Source organism: Streptomyces sp. NPDC049915 (assembly GCF_040656475.1).
Classification (GTDB): Bacteria; Actinomycetota; Actinomycetes; order Streptomycetales; family Streptomycetaceae; genus Streptomyces.
In genome coordinates this window covers 209,499-225,998 of sequence record NZ_JBFAMH010000006.1, presented here as the reverse complement: position 1 = coordinate 225,998, position 16,500 = coordinate 209,499, and the positions used below count along the sequence as shown (strand labels likewise).

Annotated in this window: 16 protein-coding genes and 2 pseudogenes; 7 read left to right on the top strand and 11 right to left on the bottom strand. The window is 70.8% G+C overall.

Annotated elements, in window-relative coordinates:
- Nucleotides 1-20: 20 nt before the first annotated feature.
- Together AB0J12_RS13170 and AB0J12_RS13165 are read right to left on the bottom strand one after the other, a co-directional pair.
- Entirely contained in the window at nucleotides 21-1,010 is a 990-nt protein-coding gene (locus AB0J12_RS13170; protein WP_363264371.1) for an aldo/keto reductase, read from the bottom strand.
- Between the two features lie 63 nt (nucleotides 1,011-1,073).
- A complete protein-coding gene (locus tag AB0J12_RS13165) occupies nucleotides 1,074-2,048 on the bottom strand; it encodes a LysR substrate-binding domain-containing protein (RefSeq protein ID WP_363264370.1) in 975 nt (324 codons plus the stop codon).
- Between the two features lie 68 nt (nucleotides 2,049-2,116).
- Between AB0J12_RS13165 and AB0J12_RS13160 the strand changes: the two genes are divergently transcribed.
- The gene (locus AB0J12_RS13160) at nucleotides 2,117-3,016 is read left to right on the top strand and encodes an NAD(P)H-binding protein (RefSeq protein ID WP_363264369.1); all 900 of its coding nucleotides are present in this window, start codon (nucleotides 2,117-2,119) and stop codon (nucleotides 3,014-3,016) included.
- Nucleotides 3,017-3,215: 199 nt separating this feature from the next.
- Here AB0J12_RS13160 and AB0J12_RS13155 read toward each other — a convergent pair whose 3' ends face one another.
- A complete protein-coding gene (locus tag AB0J12_RS13155) occupies nucleotides 3,216-4,778 on the bottom strand; it encodes an FAD-binding oxidoreductase (RefSeq protein WP_363264368.1) in 1,563 nt (520 codons plus the stop codon).
- A 117-nt stretch (nucleotides 4,779-4,895) separates the two neighbouring features.
- Here AB0J12_RS13155 and AB0J12_RS13150 point away from each other — a divergent pair, with 117 nt between their 5' ends.
- Nucleotides 4,896-5,510: a TetR/AcrR family transcriptional regulator gene (locus AB0J12_RS13150; RefSeq protein ID WP_363264367.1), complete on the top strand. Its 615-nt coding sequence runs from the start codon at nucleotides 4,896-4,898 to the stop codon at nucleotides 5,508-5,510.
- Between the two features lie 44 nt (nucleotides 5,511-5,554).
- Here the strand turns inward: AB0J12_RS13150 and AB0J12_RS13145 are convergent, their stop codons facing one another.
- On the bottom strand, nucleotides 5,555-6,034 hold the full coding sequence (locus AB0J12_RS13145) for a hypothetical protein (protein WP_363264366.1): 480 nt from the start codon (nucleotides 6,032-6,034) through the stop codon (nucleotides 5,555-5,557).
- 13 nt (nucleotides 6,035-6,047) lie between these two features.
- On the opposite strand from AB0J12_RS13145, the gene AB0J12_RS13140 reads away from it, so the two are divergent.
- The gene (locus AB0J12_RS13140) at nucleotides 6,048-6,362 is read left to right on the top strand and encodes a hypothetical protein (RefSeq protein WP_363264365.1); all 315 of its coding nucleotides are present in this window, start codon (nucleotides 6,048-6,050) and stop codon (nucleotides 6,360-6,362) included.
- A gap of 53 nt (nucleotides 6,363-6,415) precedes the next feature.
- On the opposite strand, the gene AB0J12_RS13135 is transcribed toward AB0J12_RS13140, so the two are convergent.
- The gene (locus AB0J12_RS13135) at nucleotides 6,416-7,390 is read right to left on the bottom strand and encodes a phosphotransferase (RefSeq protein ID WP_363264574.1); all 975 of its coding nucleotides are present in this window, start codon (nucleotides 7,388-7,390) and stop codon (nucleotides 6,416-6,418) included.
- A gap of 52 nt (nucleotides 7,391-7,442) precedes the next feature.
- Nucleotides 7,443-7,688, bottom strand: a pseudogene (locus tag AB0J12_RS13130) (dihydrofolate reductase family protein); the annotation flags it as partial.
- 186 nt (nucleotides 7,689-7,874) lie between these two features.
- Between AB0J12_RS13130 and AB0J12_RS13125 the strand changes: the two are divergent.
- Together AB0J12_RS13125 and AB0J12_RS13120 are read left to right on the top strand one after the other, a co-directional pair.
- Nucleotides 7,875-8,264, top strand: coding sequence for a hypothetical protein (locus tag AB0J12_RS13125; protein WP_363264364.1), 390 nt, complete (start codon nucleotides 7,875-7,877; stop codon nucleotides 8,262-8,264).
- 97 nt (nucleotides 8,265-8,361) lie between these two features.
- A pseudogene (locus AB0J12_RS13120) lies at nucleotides 8,362-8,501 on the top strand (sigma factor); the annotation flags it as partial.
- Nucleotides 8,502-8,727: 226 nt separating this feature from the next.
- On the opposite strand, the gene AB0J12_RS13115 reads toward AB0J12_RS13120, so the two are convergent.
- Entirely contained in the window at nucleotides 8,728-9,651 is a 924-nt protein-coding gene (locus AB0J12_RS13115) for a DMT family transporter (protein ID WP_363264363.1), read from the bottom strand.
- A 275-nt stretch (nucleotides 9,652-9,926) separates the two neighbouring features.
- Nucleotides 9,927-11,900, bottom strand: coding sequence for a heavy metal translocating P-type ATPase (locus AB0J12_RS13110; RefSeq protein ID WP_363264362.1), 1,974 nt, complete (start codon nucleotides 11,898-11,900; stop codon nucleotides 9,927-9,929).
- Nucleotides 11,901-11,994: 94 nt separating this feature from the next.
- Here AB0J12_RS13110 and AB0J12_RS13105 point away from each other — a divergent pair, with 94 nt between their 5' ends.
- On the top strand, nucleotides 11,995-12,372 hold the full coding sequence (locus AB0J12_RS13105; protein WP_363264361.1) for a metalloregulator ArsR/SmtB family transcription factor: 378 nt from the start codon (nucleotides 11,995-11,997) through the stop codon (nucleotides 12,370-12,372).
- 3 nt (nucleotides 12,373-12,375) lie between these two features.
- On the opposite strand, the gene AB0J12_RS13100 is transcribed toward AB0J12_RS13105, so the two are convergent.
- The gene (locus AB0J12_RS13100) at nucleotides 12,376-13,149 is read right to left on the bottom strand and encodes a polysaccharide deacetylase family protein (RefSeq protein ID WP_363264360.1); all 774 of its coding nucleotides are present in this window, start codon (nucleotides 13,147-13,149) and stop codon (nucleotides 12,376-12,378) included.
- Between the two features lie 378 nt (nucleotides 13,150-13,527).
- Here AB0J12_RS13100 and AB0J12_RS13095 point away from each other — a divergent pair, with 378 nt between their 5' ends.
- Complete coding sequence (locus AB0J12_RS13095; RefSeq protein ID WP_363264359.1) at nucleotides 13,528-14,526, top strand: hypothetical protein; 999 nt, start codon at nucleotides 13,528-13,530, stop codon at nucleotides 14,524-14,526.
- Nucleotides 14,527-14,602: 76 nt separating this feature from the next.
- Here the strand turns inward: AB0J12_RS13095 and AB0J12_RS13090 are convergent, their stop codons facing one another.
- Both AB0J12_RS13090 and AB0J12_RS13085 read right to left on the bottom strand, forming a co-directional pair.
- Nucleotides 14,603-15,013: a cupin domain-containing protein gene (locus AB0J12_RS13090; protein WP_363264358.1), complete on the bottom strand. Its 411-nt coding sequence runs from the start codon at nucleotides 15,011-15,013 to the stop codon at nucleotides 14,603-14,605.
- A 110-nt stretch (nucleotides 15,014-15,123) separates the two neighbouring features.
- Nucleotides 15,124-16,140 (bottom strand): zinc-dependent alcohol dehydrogenase family protein, encoded by a 1,017-nt coding sequence (locus AB0J12_RS13085; RefSeq protein WP_363264357.1) that lies wholly within the window; start codon nucleotides 16,138-16,140, stop codon nucleotides 15,124-15,126.
- Nucleotides 16,141-16,500: the final 360 nt, after the last annotated feature.

Sequence of the window (16,500 nt, the reverse complement as noted above, 5' to 3'; positions counted from 1 at the left end):
GGTGACCAGAGTTGCTGCGGTCAGCGATTCACGGAGCGCATCCCCGCCTCGTCGTACCGCTCCCCCGCCGCCTTGGGCAGCTCCGCGTCGATGCGGGCCAGGTCGTCGTCGCTCAGCGTGATGTCAACCGCGGCGGCGTTCTGTTCCAGGTAGGTGCGGCGCTTGGTGCCGGGGATCGGGACCAGGTCCTCGCCCTGGGCCAGCACCCAGGCGATGGCCAGCTGGGCCGGAGTCACGTCCTTCTCCGCCGCGATCTCCTTCACCTTCTCCGCGAGCCGCTGGTTCGCCTCCAGGTTGTCGTCCTGGAAGCGCGGGTTCTGGCGGCGCCAGTCGTTCGCGTCCAGATCGTCCGGCGAGGTGAACCGCCCGGCGAGGAAACCGCGGCCGAGCGGCGAGTACGGCACGAAGCCGATCCCCAGCTCACGGCAGGTGGGCAGCACCTCGGCCTCCACATCCCGTGACCACAGTGAGTACTCGCTCTGCACCGCGGTGACCGGGTGCACGGCGTTGGCGCGCCTGATGGTCTGGGCGCTCGCCTCGCTCAGGCCGATGTACCGCACCTTGCCTTCGGCGACCAGTTCCGCGAGTGCTCCGACCGTCTCCTCGATGGGCACGTTCGGGTCGACCCGGTGCTGGTAGTAGAGGTCGATGTGATCGGTTCCCAGACGCTGCAGCGAGCCGTGGACCGAGCTGCGGACGTGCTCGGCCGAGCCGTCCTGCGGGCCGACCGTGCTGATGTCGCCGGGCACGGCGTTGTCCATCCGGTAGTTGAACTTCGTCGCGATCACGTACTCGTCGCGGCGCCCCCGGATCGCCTCGCCGACGAGCGACTCGTTGGTGAGCGGCCCGTACATCTGGGCGGTGTCGAGAAAGTTCATGCCGAGGTCGAGGGCGCGCCGGATGGTCGCGATCCCCTCGTCCTGGTCGGTTGATCCATAGAAGGCGGACATCCCCATGCACCCCAGGCCGATGGCCGATACCTCAAGCTCCCGCAGACTGCGCTTACGCATGCCGTGTCCCAGCCTTCCTGCACACTCGTTCATCGTTCGGACCACGCGAAGCCCCTCATCCATCTAGCAACGGATTCCACCGCCCGGCATCCCGTGAAGGCACCGGGCGACACCGGCCTCGCGCTCGATGTCTGCGACGCTACGACTTGGAGCGCACTCCAGCGCAAGCCGAGCATTCAGGGGAACCGGCAGCGACGGCTGGTGCGGCGCGCCCAGGTGCCGGCCCTCCTGATCGCCCCGCAGGGTCGCGGTCGCGATGTCCAGGAAGTCGCGCAGCAGCTTCTCGCGGCGGTCCGCGCAGACGGCCAGGCAGGTTTCCAGGGCCGGGGCATCCGTGACCGGGAGGTGGACGAGGCCTTCGCGGGAGTAGGAACGCGCGACGCTCAGCGGGACGAGCGCGATGCCGCGACCGACGGCGATCAGCTCGAACTTCTCCTCCAGCGAGGACGTCCGCCGCGTCGGCGCGTCCAGCATCCGCTCGCCGTCGAGATCGTCGAGGGTGACCTCCTGGCGGGATGCCAGCGGGTGCGCCTTCGGCACGCAGGCGACCCTCGGCTCGCAGCCGATCGGGATCGTGCGCAGCCCCGTGTCGTCGAACGGCCGCCGCAGGTACCCGACCTGGGCCCGGCCGTCCCTCAGCGGCGCGTCCTGCTCCCACCAGCGCGCCGGTACGACGTCGGTCTCCACCTTCGGGTGGCGCGCACCGAACGCCCTGATCGCGTCCGAGACCTGCAGTCCGGGAGAGAAGGCGACGACCAGCCGCTGCACGCCCCGGTCCGCGTCGTGAACGCGCCGCACCGCCGCGGTGACCGCCGCGAGGATCCCCTGCGCCTCCTCGTAGAGCTGGCGACCGGCCGCGGTCAGCTCAACGCTGCGGGTGGTACGCACCAGCAGTGCGCACCCCAGCTCCTGCTCGAACGCCCTGATCTGGCGGCTGAGCACCGGCTGAGCGATGTAGAGCTGTTCCGCCGCCCGGCCGAAGTGTCGGTGCTCGGCGACCGCGGCGAAGTAGCGGAGCTTGCGCAGATCCAGATCCATACCTTCACGGTATCAATCGACGGGGAAGGTATTGGACCGCCGCCGGGTGCCGCCCGGAGACTCGACACATGATCGTCATCACCGCACCCACTGGACAGATCGGCGCCCGGCTCCTGCGCATCCTGCTCGACCGGGCTCCCGATCACGGCGAAGAACTGCGCGTCATCGTGCGCGATCCCGCGCGCCTCCCCGTCGAGGTCAGGTCACGCGTCGACGTCGTCACCGGCTCGCACGGCGACGCCGACGTCGTCGACCGGGCCTTCTCCGGCGCGCACGCCGTGTTCTGGCTCGCCCCGCCGAATCTGCGGGCATCGAGCCTGGACACTGTGTACCTCGACTTCACCCGTCCCGCCGCGAAGGCGTTCGCGGCCCACGGGATCGGACACGTCGTCGGTGTCTCGGCGCTCGGTCGCGGCACTCCCTTCGCGGACCGCGCCGGGCAGGTGACGGCCTCGCTCGCCATGGACGACCTCATCGCGAGCACGGGCGTGGCCTACCGCGCGCTGGCCAATCCCACCTTCATGGACAACCTGCTGCGGCAGACCGCGCCGATCCGCGACGACGGCGTGTTCACCGGCCCCCTCCCCGCCGACCGGAAGGCACCCCTCGCCGCCACCCGGGACATCGCCGAAGCCGCGGCCGGCCTCCTCCTCGACCGCTCGTGGACCGGCACGGGCGAGGTCCCGGTGCTCGGTCCCGAGGACCTGTCGGCCGACGACATGGCGCGCGTCATGTCCGAGGTGCTCGGCCGCCCGATCCGCTACGAGCGCCAGTCGCTCGAGGAGGTACGCGCCGGCCTGGTCGCCCACGGGGCCAGCCCCGAGCTCGCGCAGGCGTTTGTCGACATGGTGCGCGCCAAGGGCGAGGGCCTGGACGACGGCGTGCCACGCACCCCGGCGAACGCGGGCCGCACGACGTTCCGGGCATGGTGCGAGGAGGTTCTCAAGCCGGCGGTTCACGGGGCGTGAGCGCGGCCACCGCCACCAGCTGGTGGCTGGGGGGAGCTGGTAGCTGGTAGCAATCCTCGCGAACGGCTCCTTGCTCCTGCCGGCGGCACCACCGTGCCTGCCGGCCCCTGGCCCCGGTGGGCGGCGCCCCCGCCGGGGTCTTGCGGCCTCGCCGGAGGCGCGGTGGCTCCTGAGCCGGGGTCCGGGCGGCGGCGCTGAGTCAGCGGTCGCGTAGAGGGTCGATCAGCACCCCGGGGTTCAGGATCCCCGCGGGATCGAACACCGTCTTGGCCGCCTGGAGAGCCGAGCCGAAGAGGTCGGGGCGCTGTTGGTCGTACCAGGGCCGGTGGTCGCGGCCCACCGCGTGATGATGGGTGATGGTGGCACCGCTCGAGATCAGCGCTTCGGAGACCGCCTGCTTGATCTCGTCCCACTGCTCCACTGTCTTGCCCCACTCTCCCGCGGCGTAGATGCCGAAGTACGGTGCTGGACCGTCGGGATAGAGGTGGGTGAACCGGCAGGTGACCACGCCCATGGCGCCGGTCTGAAGCATGGCGTCCTGGGCTGCCGCGTTGACAGCCGCGCGCAGACTGTCGAAGCGGTCCCAGGTGCAGGCCGTCTCGAAGGTCTCCACGATCATGCCCTGGGCGGCCAGTGCGTCGCGGCGATAGGGCATGCGCATGAAGGAGGAGCGCCAGGTGTCGGCGGCCGCGGTGCGCGCGGCCCGGTCCGCGGTCTCGGTGTAGCGCGGCGGTTCGGGCAGGGTGCCGCCATGGTCCCGGCACAGCTCCAGCGCGCGTTCCATCCCTGCGTGGACCGGGTGGTCCGCTGATTCGAAGCCGAGCACCAGGACAGCGGTTGATGAGCCCGCGTTGATCAATGCTTCCACCGGGTCCAGGAGCCGGCAGTTCGCCGGGTTCAGTCCGGACTGGGACAGGGCGCGCACCGCCCGCACACCTGCGTCGTAGTCGGCGAAGTTCACCGAGACGCCTGCCCTCCACCGGGGCCGTTCCTGGAGGCGGACCCAGGCTTGGGTGATCACACCGAGCGATCCTTCGGACCCGAGGAACATCCGGTCGGGGGACGGTCCGGCGCCGGAGCCCGGGAGCCGGCGGGTGGTGACGACACCGGCAGGAGTAATGATCCGCATGGCTTCGGTCAGGTCGTCGATGTGGGTGAGGTGCGTGGCGAAGTGGCCACCCGCGCGGGTGGCCAGCCAGCCACCGAGGGTGGAGAACTCGAAAGACTGCGGGAAGAAGCGAAGGGTGTGTCCCGTGGGCCTCAACTGCTCTTCCAGATGCGGGCCGAGGACCCCGGCCTGGACGAGCGCGGCGCGGCTGGTGGTGTCCACTTCGAGAACCTGGTCCATCGAGGTGAGGTCCAGGCTGACCACGCCGGCGTACTCGTCGCCCACGCGTGGTTCGACGCCGCCGACCACCGAGGATCCGCCGCCGAAGGGTATGACGGCGATGCCGGCGTCGTTGCACCAGTCGAGGACGTCGACGACCTGACCTTCCGAGGTCGGGCGCACGACGAGGTCGGGTACGTGGGGCAGCCTTCCCAGCAGGGCCCGCACGACATCGCGGAATGCCTGACCGTGGCTGTGTGCGAGCCGGTCGCGGACGTCCTGAGAGACGATCGACGCCAGTGCCGACGGTGCCTGGACCCTGCTCGCGCCCACGCCGAGCGACTCGACCGGAGGGGCCTCGTGCACGGTGAGGTCCGCGCCGGGCAGGAGTTCCGCGGTCCGTCGTGTGAGCTCTTCGCGTTCCGGGGCCGTCACGGCGTCCTCGACGTTTCCCCATCCCCACCATGAGCGCGTCTTGCCGGGCACTGGCACACCACCTATCTGAACGCAGAGTAAGTTACCGTGTGGTCACATTGGCATGGGGAGAGCAGCATGAGCAAGCAACAGAACGCCACGCACACGGTGGGCACCAAGGGGATGCCGCGAAGAGAGCGGGAACGGCTGATCCTGGACGCGGCGGCCGAGGAATTCGGCAAGAAGGGCCACGCGCGCGGGTCGACGGCCGTCGTGGCCGCGCGAGCAGGTATCAGCAAGCCGATGATCTACGAGTACTTCGGGTCCAAGGACGGCCTCTACCTGGCCTGTCTCGACTTCGCCGGCGCCCGGCTCGTCGCAGCCGTTGAGTCCGCCCAGGAGGGGCCGTCTGACCTCACCCGCGCGGTGCGTACGCTGCAAGCCATCTTCCGGGCGCTCGAGTCACGCACGCACGACTGGAACCTCGTGTACGACTCGACTCTGCCGCCGGACGGAGCCCTCCATTCCGCGGCCGCCGTGTACCGGGGAAAACTCAACCGCATGGGCGCGGTCGGTGTGGCTGATTTCCTTCACTCCTCCCAGACCGACGAACCACTCGACGCCGACCTCGCCACGCACCTTTGGTACGGAACCGTGAGTGCCGCGGTCACCTGGTGGCGGCATCACCCCGAGCAGAGCGCCGACGACATGACCGCGCGATTCGAGCGGATCCTGGCGGCGCTCCATCCTTGAGGTGTCCGTCCGATCCCGTGTCCGTGTCCGTGTCCGTGTCCGTGTCACGACCCGGCAACGACCTGGTGACCACGGCAACCGCGGATCGGCCGGAAATCGTTTGTGCCTGCGACAGGCACAGCCCGCTGCTCCTCGACAGACAGGATCGCCATGGCACCGTCCACGAAGTCCGATCGCCACAGACCCGGCACCGTTCTCCGCGCGGCCGCGATGAGCGCGTCCGCCGCCGTCCTCGCGGTGGTACTCACGGCCTGTGACGGGGGCGGAACCAACTCGGCGACACCTGCCGGCGGCAGCACCGCGACGACCCAGCCTGGTGGCGGCCCTGCGAAGCCCGGTTCCCCAACTGCCGGTGCCAAGCAGGCCAGTAAGCACACGACGGGCACGGGCGGCGGCGCATCCTCGTCTTCCAAGGTTCCTTCGCCCGGCGCGACGGCCACGCCACCGGCATCGGCATCGGCACCGACACCCGCCGCCTCGGGCGGCACGAGCGGCGTCGACGGCTGCGACCACAAGACGCCCATCTCACCTGACGAGGTGGCGGTCCTCCGCTACACCCCGGAAGGGGGCTCGCTCAGTCTCATCGTCAAGCACGGCACCTGGGGCTGCGCCCCCGCCGACTCCGACGGCGCGCCCTTCGAGACCGTGGGCAAAGAGACGTACATCCCCATGGACCAGGCGGCGTACGTCACCGTCACCAACCCCATCGTGGCAAGCACCGAGAACCAGCACATCGGTGTCCAGGAGTTCCTCGACTGGCTGGAAGCCCACCCGAACAGCGGGCTGGTGTTCAAGTACCACCTGGGCGCAGACGGGGTGATCGACCGTCTGGACGAGGAGTTCACCCCCTGAGACGTGATGGGGGGCCGCCGTCCGGCGCCAACGCACGGCACGGCCAGCCGACTTCACCAGCGGGCAAACTCCAGCGACTCCTTCAAGTTGTACTCGGCGATGCCCGCCATGAACGCTCTGTCCGGAAACTCCCCGTCGAGCAGCCTCAACGGACCCGCCGTCAGCGAGAGTCGCTGCGCCAGCGTGTAAAACACAAGCCGGCTCTCGTCCAGTCCGTCCGCCGCCAAAGCGTCGTACATGCCGTCGAACCGGATGCGCAGAAACACGTGCTCCCACTCGGCATCGAAGTACATCGCACCCTCGATATCGATCAGAACGGGCCTCTGCGCCGCGTCCACCAGCACGTGGTCGGGCCCCAGTTCGCCGTGCACCACCGAGTACTCCGCCCGTGGCCGCACCGCCCCTGCCAACCAGTGCAGTCGCTCTTCCAGCCGGTCACGGGCAGCGTCGATCCGCGGATCACGCGACGCCGCCTCGGCAAGGTCCCGCTGTGCACGTTCCAGAACGACTTCTTCGCACGATGTCCCACGCGACGTCGCTCCTGCATCGACCACAGCCACCTTGCCGTAGGCGAAAGCCCTATGCTGCCGCATCGCCTCCAGAGCCTCACTGAGTCGCTCCATGACGGGGGCCGCTGCGCACGGGTCTCGGACGAGCAGTGCTTCCAGGCTCTCCCCCTGGAGATCCTCGACGATAGCAAGATCGGCCGGGCAGTGGGTGCCGTCGCGGTCCACGAGACAGAGCGCCGGGACGCGGACTCCGAGCGCGTCGAGCCGCGCGTGAGCTGCCTCGAACAAGTCGAGCCCGAGGCCGGGGGAGAACGGGTCGGCGAGGTCGTCGTCGCCCTCGGCCGCCGGCCAGTAGTTCTCGTCGTCATCCCACAGATACGCGACTGCAGTCGTCGCGTCGTCCATCACCAAGCGATGGACACCCTTCTTACTGCCACCCGCAAGTCGCTCAATCCCCTCCAACCGCCGCCCGCGGCCGAGCGCGGCCCGCGCCGCCGCTGCCAGCTGGTCCCGTCTCACTGCACTCAGGGCCACGTTCCGAGCCACCTCTCGCCACGACAACTCGCGCACCCTACTTGGCTATCGGCGACGTTGCAGAAATCGGCTGGCGCGCCACGCGGTAGCGAAGGTAGACGACACCCGCGCTGAAGGTGCGGGTCTCGACGAGTTCGAGATCGACCCGGCGCTCGCGCTGGGGAAAGAACGGAATGCCACCGCCGACCAGCACCGGGTAGATCCTGGCCCGGTACTCGTCGATCAGGCCCAATGCGGCCGCCTCGGCGGCGAGCGTCGCGCCGCCGATCGCGATGTCGCCCTGCACCGGCGTGGTGAGCGGCGAGGGGGCCCAGCACGGTCTCGCGCAGGTAATTGAGGAAGCCGATGACTACGAAGAGTTCACCACGGCCGAGTTTCGTCGCACCGTGGTGAACCCAGATCCAGAACCGGTCATCGATCACATCGGTAGGCATCGGAGTGGTCGCCCGCGACGGATCCCGCGACACCGGTGACTCGCGCGTCCTGCCGGATCCGGGGAAGCACGTCGCAGACCAGCATCGACGACGAGCGCATCCTCGCGGCCGGGGATTCGTCGGCGCCGTCGGACCTGCCGTTCAGGATGAGTGCATACGGCGCGGGGTGCCTGGGCGCGCACGCCGCCGACACGGTGCTCAGCCGGATCGCGGAGGTGACACCCGCGCCCGTCGACCTGTCGTTCCCCGCCATGTGCATCAGCCTGGGGCGTCGGGCCGGTGTCTTCCAGCTCGCCAACAAGGACGACATCGCGATCAGCGCGTATATCGGCGGCCGGGCGGGCGCGAAACTCAAGGAGGTCTCCTGCAACTTCAGCGTCAGGCATCTGGCGGTCGAGGCGCGCAAGCCGGGTTCGCACCGTTGACCGAAGGGCGACAAGCGCCGGCAGCTGCTGGAGACCAAGCGTGCCGAGGCGCCGACCACGGCCGAACGGTCGGCCTGGGCGGCCCGTGCGGGAGAGGATTCGAGGCACGAGCAACCACGCCACCGACCCGGCCACCGATGCTTTCGTCGCCCATCGCAACCTGCTCTTCACCGTCGCCTACGAATACTGGGATCGGCGGCCGACGCCGAAGACGTTCTTCAGGAAACCTGGCTGTGGCGGCCCGCGTCGAGAACCAGCGCATCTCCGGCCTCTACTACGTGCGCACCCCGGACAAGCTGACCCGCCTCGTCACCGAAACCCCGCTCAGCGTGCGATGACGGGTGGGCTTCACGTTGAGCGGGACCGGCAACGGCGGTGTGTCACGACATACCGCACCGTCAGGTAGTCCTCCCGGGCGCTCTCGGGGGCGGCACGGAGCCGCTCCCGGAACGGGTCGCTGACGTCAGGGTTGCTGCGCCGGGACAGGGACAGACCGCCGGCCAGGCAGTGAGACCAGGACCAGCCCGCCGAGCAGGAGCAGCGAGCCGGCCGCTGTGAGGGCGCCCGGTCGTTCCCCCAGCAGCAGGACTCCGAGCACGGTGGCGACCAGCGGTTCGGCCAGGCTGAGCGTGCCGACGGTCGCGGCGCTGATGCGCGTCACTCCCAAGGTGAACAGCAGATAGCCCAGTGTCGTCGTGGCCAGGGCCAGCCAGCCGATGAGGACCAGCGCCCGCGGCTCGGCGAGCCCGTCCGGACGCGCGAACACCCACGGCAGGACCAGGATTCCGGCCCCGAACACACTCACCGGGGCCGCGGCAGCGGTGTCCGCCCCCCGTCGCGCGAGCTGTTTGGTCGCCGCGATGTACACGCCGCAACTGACTCCGGCGACCGCCCCGAGCGGCACACCGGTTCTGTCGACCGGTCCCCCGTCGGCCGGTAACAGGAGCAGGGCGATGCCGGCGACGGCGCACACGGTGCCGCGAGTCCATACCCTGCCGAGCCGTTCGCCGGTGAACACCCGCCCGCACAGCCCCGACACGGCCGGTACGGTGCCGAAGGTGACGGCTGTGGCCAGGGCAGCGCCCTCACGGTCCACCGCTTCCAGGAAGCACACCTGGAAGGCCGCGGTGACCAGGACGCTCACCACCGTCCATCCACGGCTGCCCGGCTGCCACAGGGAACGGACTCCGGCCGGCCGGGCCGTGATCGCCCCCAGGACCAGACCTCCCAGGAGCATCCGGCAGGCGCCGATCGCCGCCGGCGCCGCGCCGCTGTCGGCCAGCATCTGGGCCGGTCCGACCGTGCCCCAGAGGACAGCGGCCGCCAGCACCGGCGTCACCCCGCCCGCCCGCACGGCGTGTCCCAGCTTGCCCGCTGTGCTCCTCACGCCCACTCTCATTCCGCCGGGCCGGGCAGGATCGCGCGGCACAGCGCTCCCGGTCGGCCGCCCGCCCGGCGACTCCTGGTCTCGACGCTAGCCAGCCGCCGACGGCAGCCCTCATTGGGAGAAACCACCAAGTCGGCGCCCGGCGGTTGGAGTTCCTCACGCAGCGCCCACCGATTGGGGTGCCACTGGGTCCCCGCGACGGGCGGGCGGCGCCCTACTGTTCGTCGGAGGCGGGCCCAGTCAGGTGGGCCGGTGCGCGCGCCGCCGGCAAGACCTTACCGTCCGCTGCCGGCCCGGTGCCAGGCGCCGTCGGCGAGCAGGCGCAGCCCGTTGAGGCCGACGATGACCGTGGAACCCTCATGGCCCGCGACACCCAGGGGCAGGGGCAGGCTGCCGGCCAGGTCCCAGATGACCAGGCCGGTGATGAACAGCGCTGCGACGACGAGGTTCTGTACGACCAGGCGTCGCGCACGGCGCGAGAGGCGGATGACGGCGGGGATGGCGGCCAGTTCGTCGCGGACCACGACGGCGTCGGCGGTCTCCAGGGCGAGGTCGGATCCGGCACGGCCCATGGCGATTCCGGTGTGGGCGGCGGCGAGCGCGGGCGCGTCGTTGACGCCGTCGCCGACCACCAGAACCTTCCGCCCGGCCCGCTCCATCTCCTGCACCGCCCTGGCCTTGTCCTGCGGGAGCAGGCCGGCGCGGACATCGGTGACGGCGATCTCTTCGGCGAGGCGGGCGGCGGCGCGCTGGTTGTCGCCGGTGACCAGCACCGGGGTGTTGCCGGTCAGGCAGGTGAGAGCGGCGACGGTGGCGGCGGCCTCCTCGCGTGGCCGGTCGGCGATTCCCAGCACCCCGGCGGGAGTGTCGCCGACCATGACCAGGACCGCGGTACGGCCCTCGTCCTCGAGCCGGGTGATCACCGCGGCTGCCGACTGGTCGGGACGCCCCTGCAGCAACCGTGCGGGGCTGCCGACCGCGACCGTCTCGCCCTCGACAGTGGCCGTCACGCCGATGCCGGGGGTGGAGTCGAAGTCCTCCGCGGGTGGGACGGTGAGGTCGCGGGCGCGGGCGGCGTCCATGATCGCGCGGGCCAGCGGGTGCTCGCTGGGGTGCTCGGCCGCCGCCGCAAGGCGCAGCAGTTCCTCCTCGGTCAGGGTGGAGGCGTCCACGGGCCGGATGTCGGTCACGTGCGGGGTGCCCTCGGTCAGGGTGCCCGTCTTGTCCAGGGCAACCGCGTCGACCTGTCCGAGGCGCTCCATGACCACGGCCGACTTGACCAGGACGCCGTGGCGGCCGGCGTTGGCGATGGCGGACAGCAATGGCGGCATGGTGGAGAGCACGACCGCGCACGGTGAGGCGACGATCATGAACGTCATCGCCCGCAGCAGGGCGGACTGCAGGGTGTCGCCGAGGGCGAGCGGGACGGCGAAGACGGCTAGGGTCGCGAGGACCATGCCGATCGAGTAGCGCTGCTCGATCTTCTCGATGAACAACTGGGTGGGAGCCTTGGTCTCGGAGGCTTCCTCGACCATCTTCACGATCCGGGCGATGACCGAGTCCGACGGGTCGCGCTGGACACGCACCCGCAGCGAGCCGGTGCCGTTGACGGTGCCGGCGAAGACCTCGTCCCCCGCCTGTTTGGCCGCCGGCAGTGGTTCGCCGGTGATGGTGGCCTGGTCGACGTCGCTGATCCCGGAGAGCACCTGGCCGTCGGCGCCGATCCGCTCGCCGGGGCGGACGAGGATGGTGTCGCCGACCTCGAGACGCTCGGTGCCGATGGTCTCCTCCGTGCCGTCCGGCAGGAGGCGGGTGGCGGTGGTGGGTGCGAGGTCGAGCAGGCCGCGCACCGAGTCCGCGGTCCGCGCCGTGGCGATGGCCTCCAGCGCCCCTGAGGTGGCGAAGATGACGATCAGCAGGGCACCGTCGAGAACCTGCCCGATCGCGGCCGCCCCGAGCGCCGCGACGACCATCAGCAGGTCCACGTCCAGCGTCTTGTCCTTCAGGGCCTTGCACCCTTCCCAGCCCGGCTCCCACCCCCCGGTGACATAGGTGGCGGCGAACAGCGGCCCCCACAGCCACGTCGGACCGCCCAGCAGGTGGACGGGCAGGGCGAGCAGGAACAGCATCAGAGCCGCCAGCGCCCAGCGGGCCTCCGGCAGGGCCAGCACATGGGTACGGCGCCGCGGCGGGACAGGCCGCAGATCACCGGCGGGCGGGGCAGACCTCTGGGCGAGGGCTGAAGACATGACGAAGCGACCCTTCACGGGCGGGGCTGGGCAACACCTCCACCGTACATGAATATGTGAACAGGTCTTCAAGTGTCGTCGGTATGCTGGTCACATGGGCCATGGACGCGTCACCACCAGCAGCGCCACCACCCGCGAGCGCCTCGACGCGGTCGGCACCGCCGACGTCGCCGCCACCCTTCAGGCGCTCGCCACGCCGTCTCGGCTGCACATCCTGGCCCGGCTGCAGGAAGGCCCCTGCCCGGTCGGGGAACTCGCCGATGCCGTCGACATGGAGACCTCCGCCTGCTCGCACCAGCTGCGGCTCCTGCGCAACCTCGGCCTCGTCACCGGCGAACGACAGGGGCGTTCGGTCGTCTACTCGCTCTACGACGACCACGTCGCACAACTCCTCGACCAAGCCCTGTACCACGTCGAGCACCTGCGCCTGGGCGTCCGGGACCTCCCGGCGGAACAGCCCGAGCCGACCTGAGGATCAGCGCACCGGGAAGCCGAAGGAATAGCCCTGCTCCTTGAGCCACGGCAGGATCTGGCGCAGGGCTTCGACGGTCTGGGAGCGGTCCCCGCCCGCGTCGTGGAAGAGGAGCGTCGGGCCGTTGGGCACCTCCCGCTCGACGGTGGCGACGATCGCGTTCGCACCCGGCCGCTCGAAGTCCTTGGAGTCCACGTTCCAGCCCAGCGGGCGCATCCCCCGCGAGGCGGCCAGGGTGCGGCTGTACGGGGTGAACGCCCCGCCGGGCGCCCGGTAGTACATCGGCTTCACGCCGCCGGAAGCCTCGGTGATCATGCGTTCGGCGTCGAGGATCTCCTGCGACTGGTAGGCCTGGGGCTTCTTGTCCATGGTGGTGTCGTGCGACACCGAGTGGTCGCACAACCGGTGCCCGGCCGCGACCACCTGCTTCACGAGGTCCGGGTGGGCCTGCGCCTGGGTGCCCACCATGCAGAACGTGGCCTTCACCCCGTATTTCGCGAGCACTTCGAGCACCTGAGGGGTCCACACGGGGTCGGGGCCGTCGTCGATGGTGATGTTCACGCCACGGGGGCCCTTGTCCGAGGAATGCGCGATGCTCGCCGCCACCGACTGGAGGGCACTGCCCGGCTTGGCCGACGCGGACGCCCGGGGCGGAGTGCGGTCCGCGGTATCGGCCTGCGCCGTCCACACCGCGGCACCGGCAGCCAGCAGCGTCACCCCGAGTGCCGCCCCGACCGTCCTGCCGTACCAGCCCCGCCCGCCACCGTGACGTGCCATGTCCGCCCCCTGCTTCCCCTGCGTTCCTCACCTGCCGTCGGCCGCTGTGCGACCACCTGACAGGACGAGGAAAAGTTGCCGCCGGATCCGTCTGTTACCGATCACGGACAATTCCGGGAAAGGTCGCCGACAACTCGGCTGCCGGCGGCCGCCGGAGCAGGGTTCGAACGTCCAACTCGTGCAGAAATGGCCTGACTTGCCAACCGCCTCCGACCGGCGGAGGCGAATGGGCACCAGGCACCCCGGCTCCGATGGTGAAGCGATCGGCCGAGGGAGCCCGGGCGCGGGCGCGGCGGTCCCCAGCCGGGCAGATGCGACCGGGTCGGCTGCAGGTCCGGCGCTCGGCGCGCCCGCGCCGCGCGGCGGACACTGGGCCTCATGACCCACACTCGTGCGCCCGCCGCTCCCCCACCGGGCCGCCGCGCCGTGCTGGCGGCCCTCGCCGGTGTCGTGCTCGGCATCGAGGGCTGTTCCGCCCGTACGGTCCCGGCCGCGCACCCGTCCCAGATGTCTTCGACCGGCGCCGGGTCGCCATCGCCCTCCCCCACTCTGCCGCGCACGACACCCTGGAAGCCCACGTCCGCCGAAGTGCAGCCGGCGGTGAAGCTGCGGGCCGTGCAGGTGGTGGAGGCGATCGGCGCCTGGGGCGAGGGACAGGGCGGGACGGCTGCGGCACGGGCGAGAGTGGCCGGGCTCGGGCTGCCGGCGGCCCTCGCCGATCAGGCGGGACCGCTGCTGCCGACGGCCGACCAGGCCGCGCTGCAGGTCGTGGACGCACAGTACGGCGGCATCTTGTCACGGTCGGCCAGCGTGCTGGTGGTGTGCCGGCAGTGGACCCGGCGCGGCAGCACGGTGAGCGCCGGCGGGACGACGGTCGATGTACGTCTGACCCGCTCGGGGTCCGTTTGGACGGTCGACGCGCTGCATCCGGCGCACCCCGGACCGGCCGTCCGGTCCCCGGCACGGGATTTCCAGGCCGTGCTGTCCGACGACCGGATCGTGTTGCCGCCGGCCGCGGCGGCGGACCTGCGCAGTGGTCAGGTGCACACCAGCGTGGCGAAGGCGATGCTCGCGCTGGCGCGGACGTACCGGCTGGAGGTGAGCGTCGTGCGCTCCGGACACCCACTGGACGTGTTCGGCACCACCAGGCCCAGTGACCATCCGCGCGGCCGTGCCTTCGACGTGTGGCGGATCGACGGACACCCGGTCGTCGACCCGGCGACACCGCGGCGCCTGATCGAGCGGTTCATGCGGGACGCGGCGGCGGCCGGTTCGTACAACGTGGGCGGTCCGATGCTGCTGTCGGGCGGCCGCCCCGACCAGTTCTTCAGCGACGCCACCCATCACGACCACGTGCACGTCGGCTTCCGCACCTGAGGGCGACCGACCCGGTCACCGGCTCGTAGACGCAGGTGTTTCCTCGTTCAGGGTGGTGGCCGGTGCGGGCCAGGCGTCAGTCGGTGGCCGGGGCGGCGGCGTACTCCTCGTCGGTGACGGGGGTCAGCCAGTGCACGACGTCGTGGTCGGCGTCGCTCTCGTTGATGGCCAGGTGGACCATCAGCCGGTTCGGCGCGGCGCCGTGCCAGTGCTCCTCGTCCGCTGCGAACAGCACCCGGTCGCCGGGCCGGATGACCTCGACCGGCCCGCCCCGGCGCTGGCACAGCCCTACCCCCTCGGTGACGAAGACGGTCTGGCTCAGCGGGTGGCGGTGCCAGTGGGTGCGTGCGCCGGGCATGAAGTGCACCAGGGCGGCGCTGACCCGGGAGGGCTCGGGCGCGGCGGCGACGGCGTCGATGTAGACGTCGCCGGTGAACCAGTCGGCGGGGCCCTTGACGGTGTTGATCGAGCTCCGGGTGATCTGCAAGGTCGTTTCCTTCTCGGTGAATGTCATGGGGTGGAGGGGCATGCCGGCCGGGCCACTGACCCACGGGTCCCGTGGGCGGCGGCGTGGTCCGGCTGTCCTGCGGCGGGGGGTCAGGGCTTGAGGAGTGCCTTGATGGCGCGGCGTTCGTCCATGGCCTTGTAGCCCTCGGCGACCTGCGCCAGGGGCAGGGTGAGGTCGAAGACCTTGCCCGGGTCGATACGGCCGCTGAGGACGGCGTCGATCAGGTCGGGCAGGTAGCGGCGCACCGGCGCGGGGCCGCCGCGCAGGCCGACGTGGGAGAAGAACAGCTCCTGCCCGTCGATGGCGACCTCGTGCGGCATGCCGACGAAGCCGACATTGCCGCCCGGCCGCGTCGCCTGCAGCGCCTGCCGCATGGCCTGGGCCGTGCCCACGCACTCCAGCACCGCGTCGGCACCGATGCCGCCGGTCATCTCCTTGATCAGGGCGACGCCCTCGTCGCCGCGCTCGGTGACGATGTCCGTCGCGCCGAACTCGCGCGCGAGCTGCTGACGGGATGCGTGACGGCTCATCGCGATGATCCGCTCCGCGCCCATCTCCTTCGCCGCGATCACCGCGCAGAGGCCGACCGCCCCGTCACCGACGACCACCGCGGTCGAGCCGGGCCCGACCTGAGCCGCGTCGGCGGCGTACCAGCCGGTGCCCATCACATCGGATACGGCCAGCAGAGCGGGCCACAGGTCCTCCCCCGGCACCTCCCTGGTCGCGACCAGGGTGCCCTGCGCGTTGGGGATGCGCACGTACTCGGCCTGGCAGGTGCTCATGAACTCCCGGTTCAGGCAGCTGGACTGCCAGCCGTTCCGGCAGTTCGCGCAGGTGTTGTCCGAGGTGGCGAAGGAGCCGACCACGAACTGGCCCGGCCGGATCGCGGTGACCTCGGCTCCGACCTCCTCCACGAAGCCGACGTACTCGTGGCCCATCGGATGCGCCGCCCCGGTCGCGTCCAGACCGCGCCACGGCCACAGGTCCGAGCCGCACACACAGGTCACCGCCGTGCGGATGATCGCATCCGTCGGCTTGAGGATCTTGGGATCGTCGAGGGTCTCGAAGCGGACATCGCCGGGGGCGTGGATCACAGCTCCGCGCATGAGGAGTCCTAACGTTCGTCGACGGGGGCGAGGCCTGGAACGGCGGCTGCCCCCGCTCGGGAGTGCCTTTCCACTCCAGCCAATCGCTGATTCCGGCGGCTGGCGAGTTACCAGGCAAAGGTGTACCGCCAGTACATCCCTCCCACGGCGGGCAGGCCGTACGGTCGAGACCATCGACACCGTGAGGAGGTCCGCGAATTCCTCACCTCGCGGCGAGCGAAGACGGACCCCCACGATCTACACCGCCGAGCCGGGATCCGCCTCCGAGGAGGGCCTGCGTCTGCTGGCCTCCCTGGCGTCCACCGAGGATCGCGTCTCACACGGGTGCTGAACGTCCTCGGCGGTCGCCGTGACCATGGA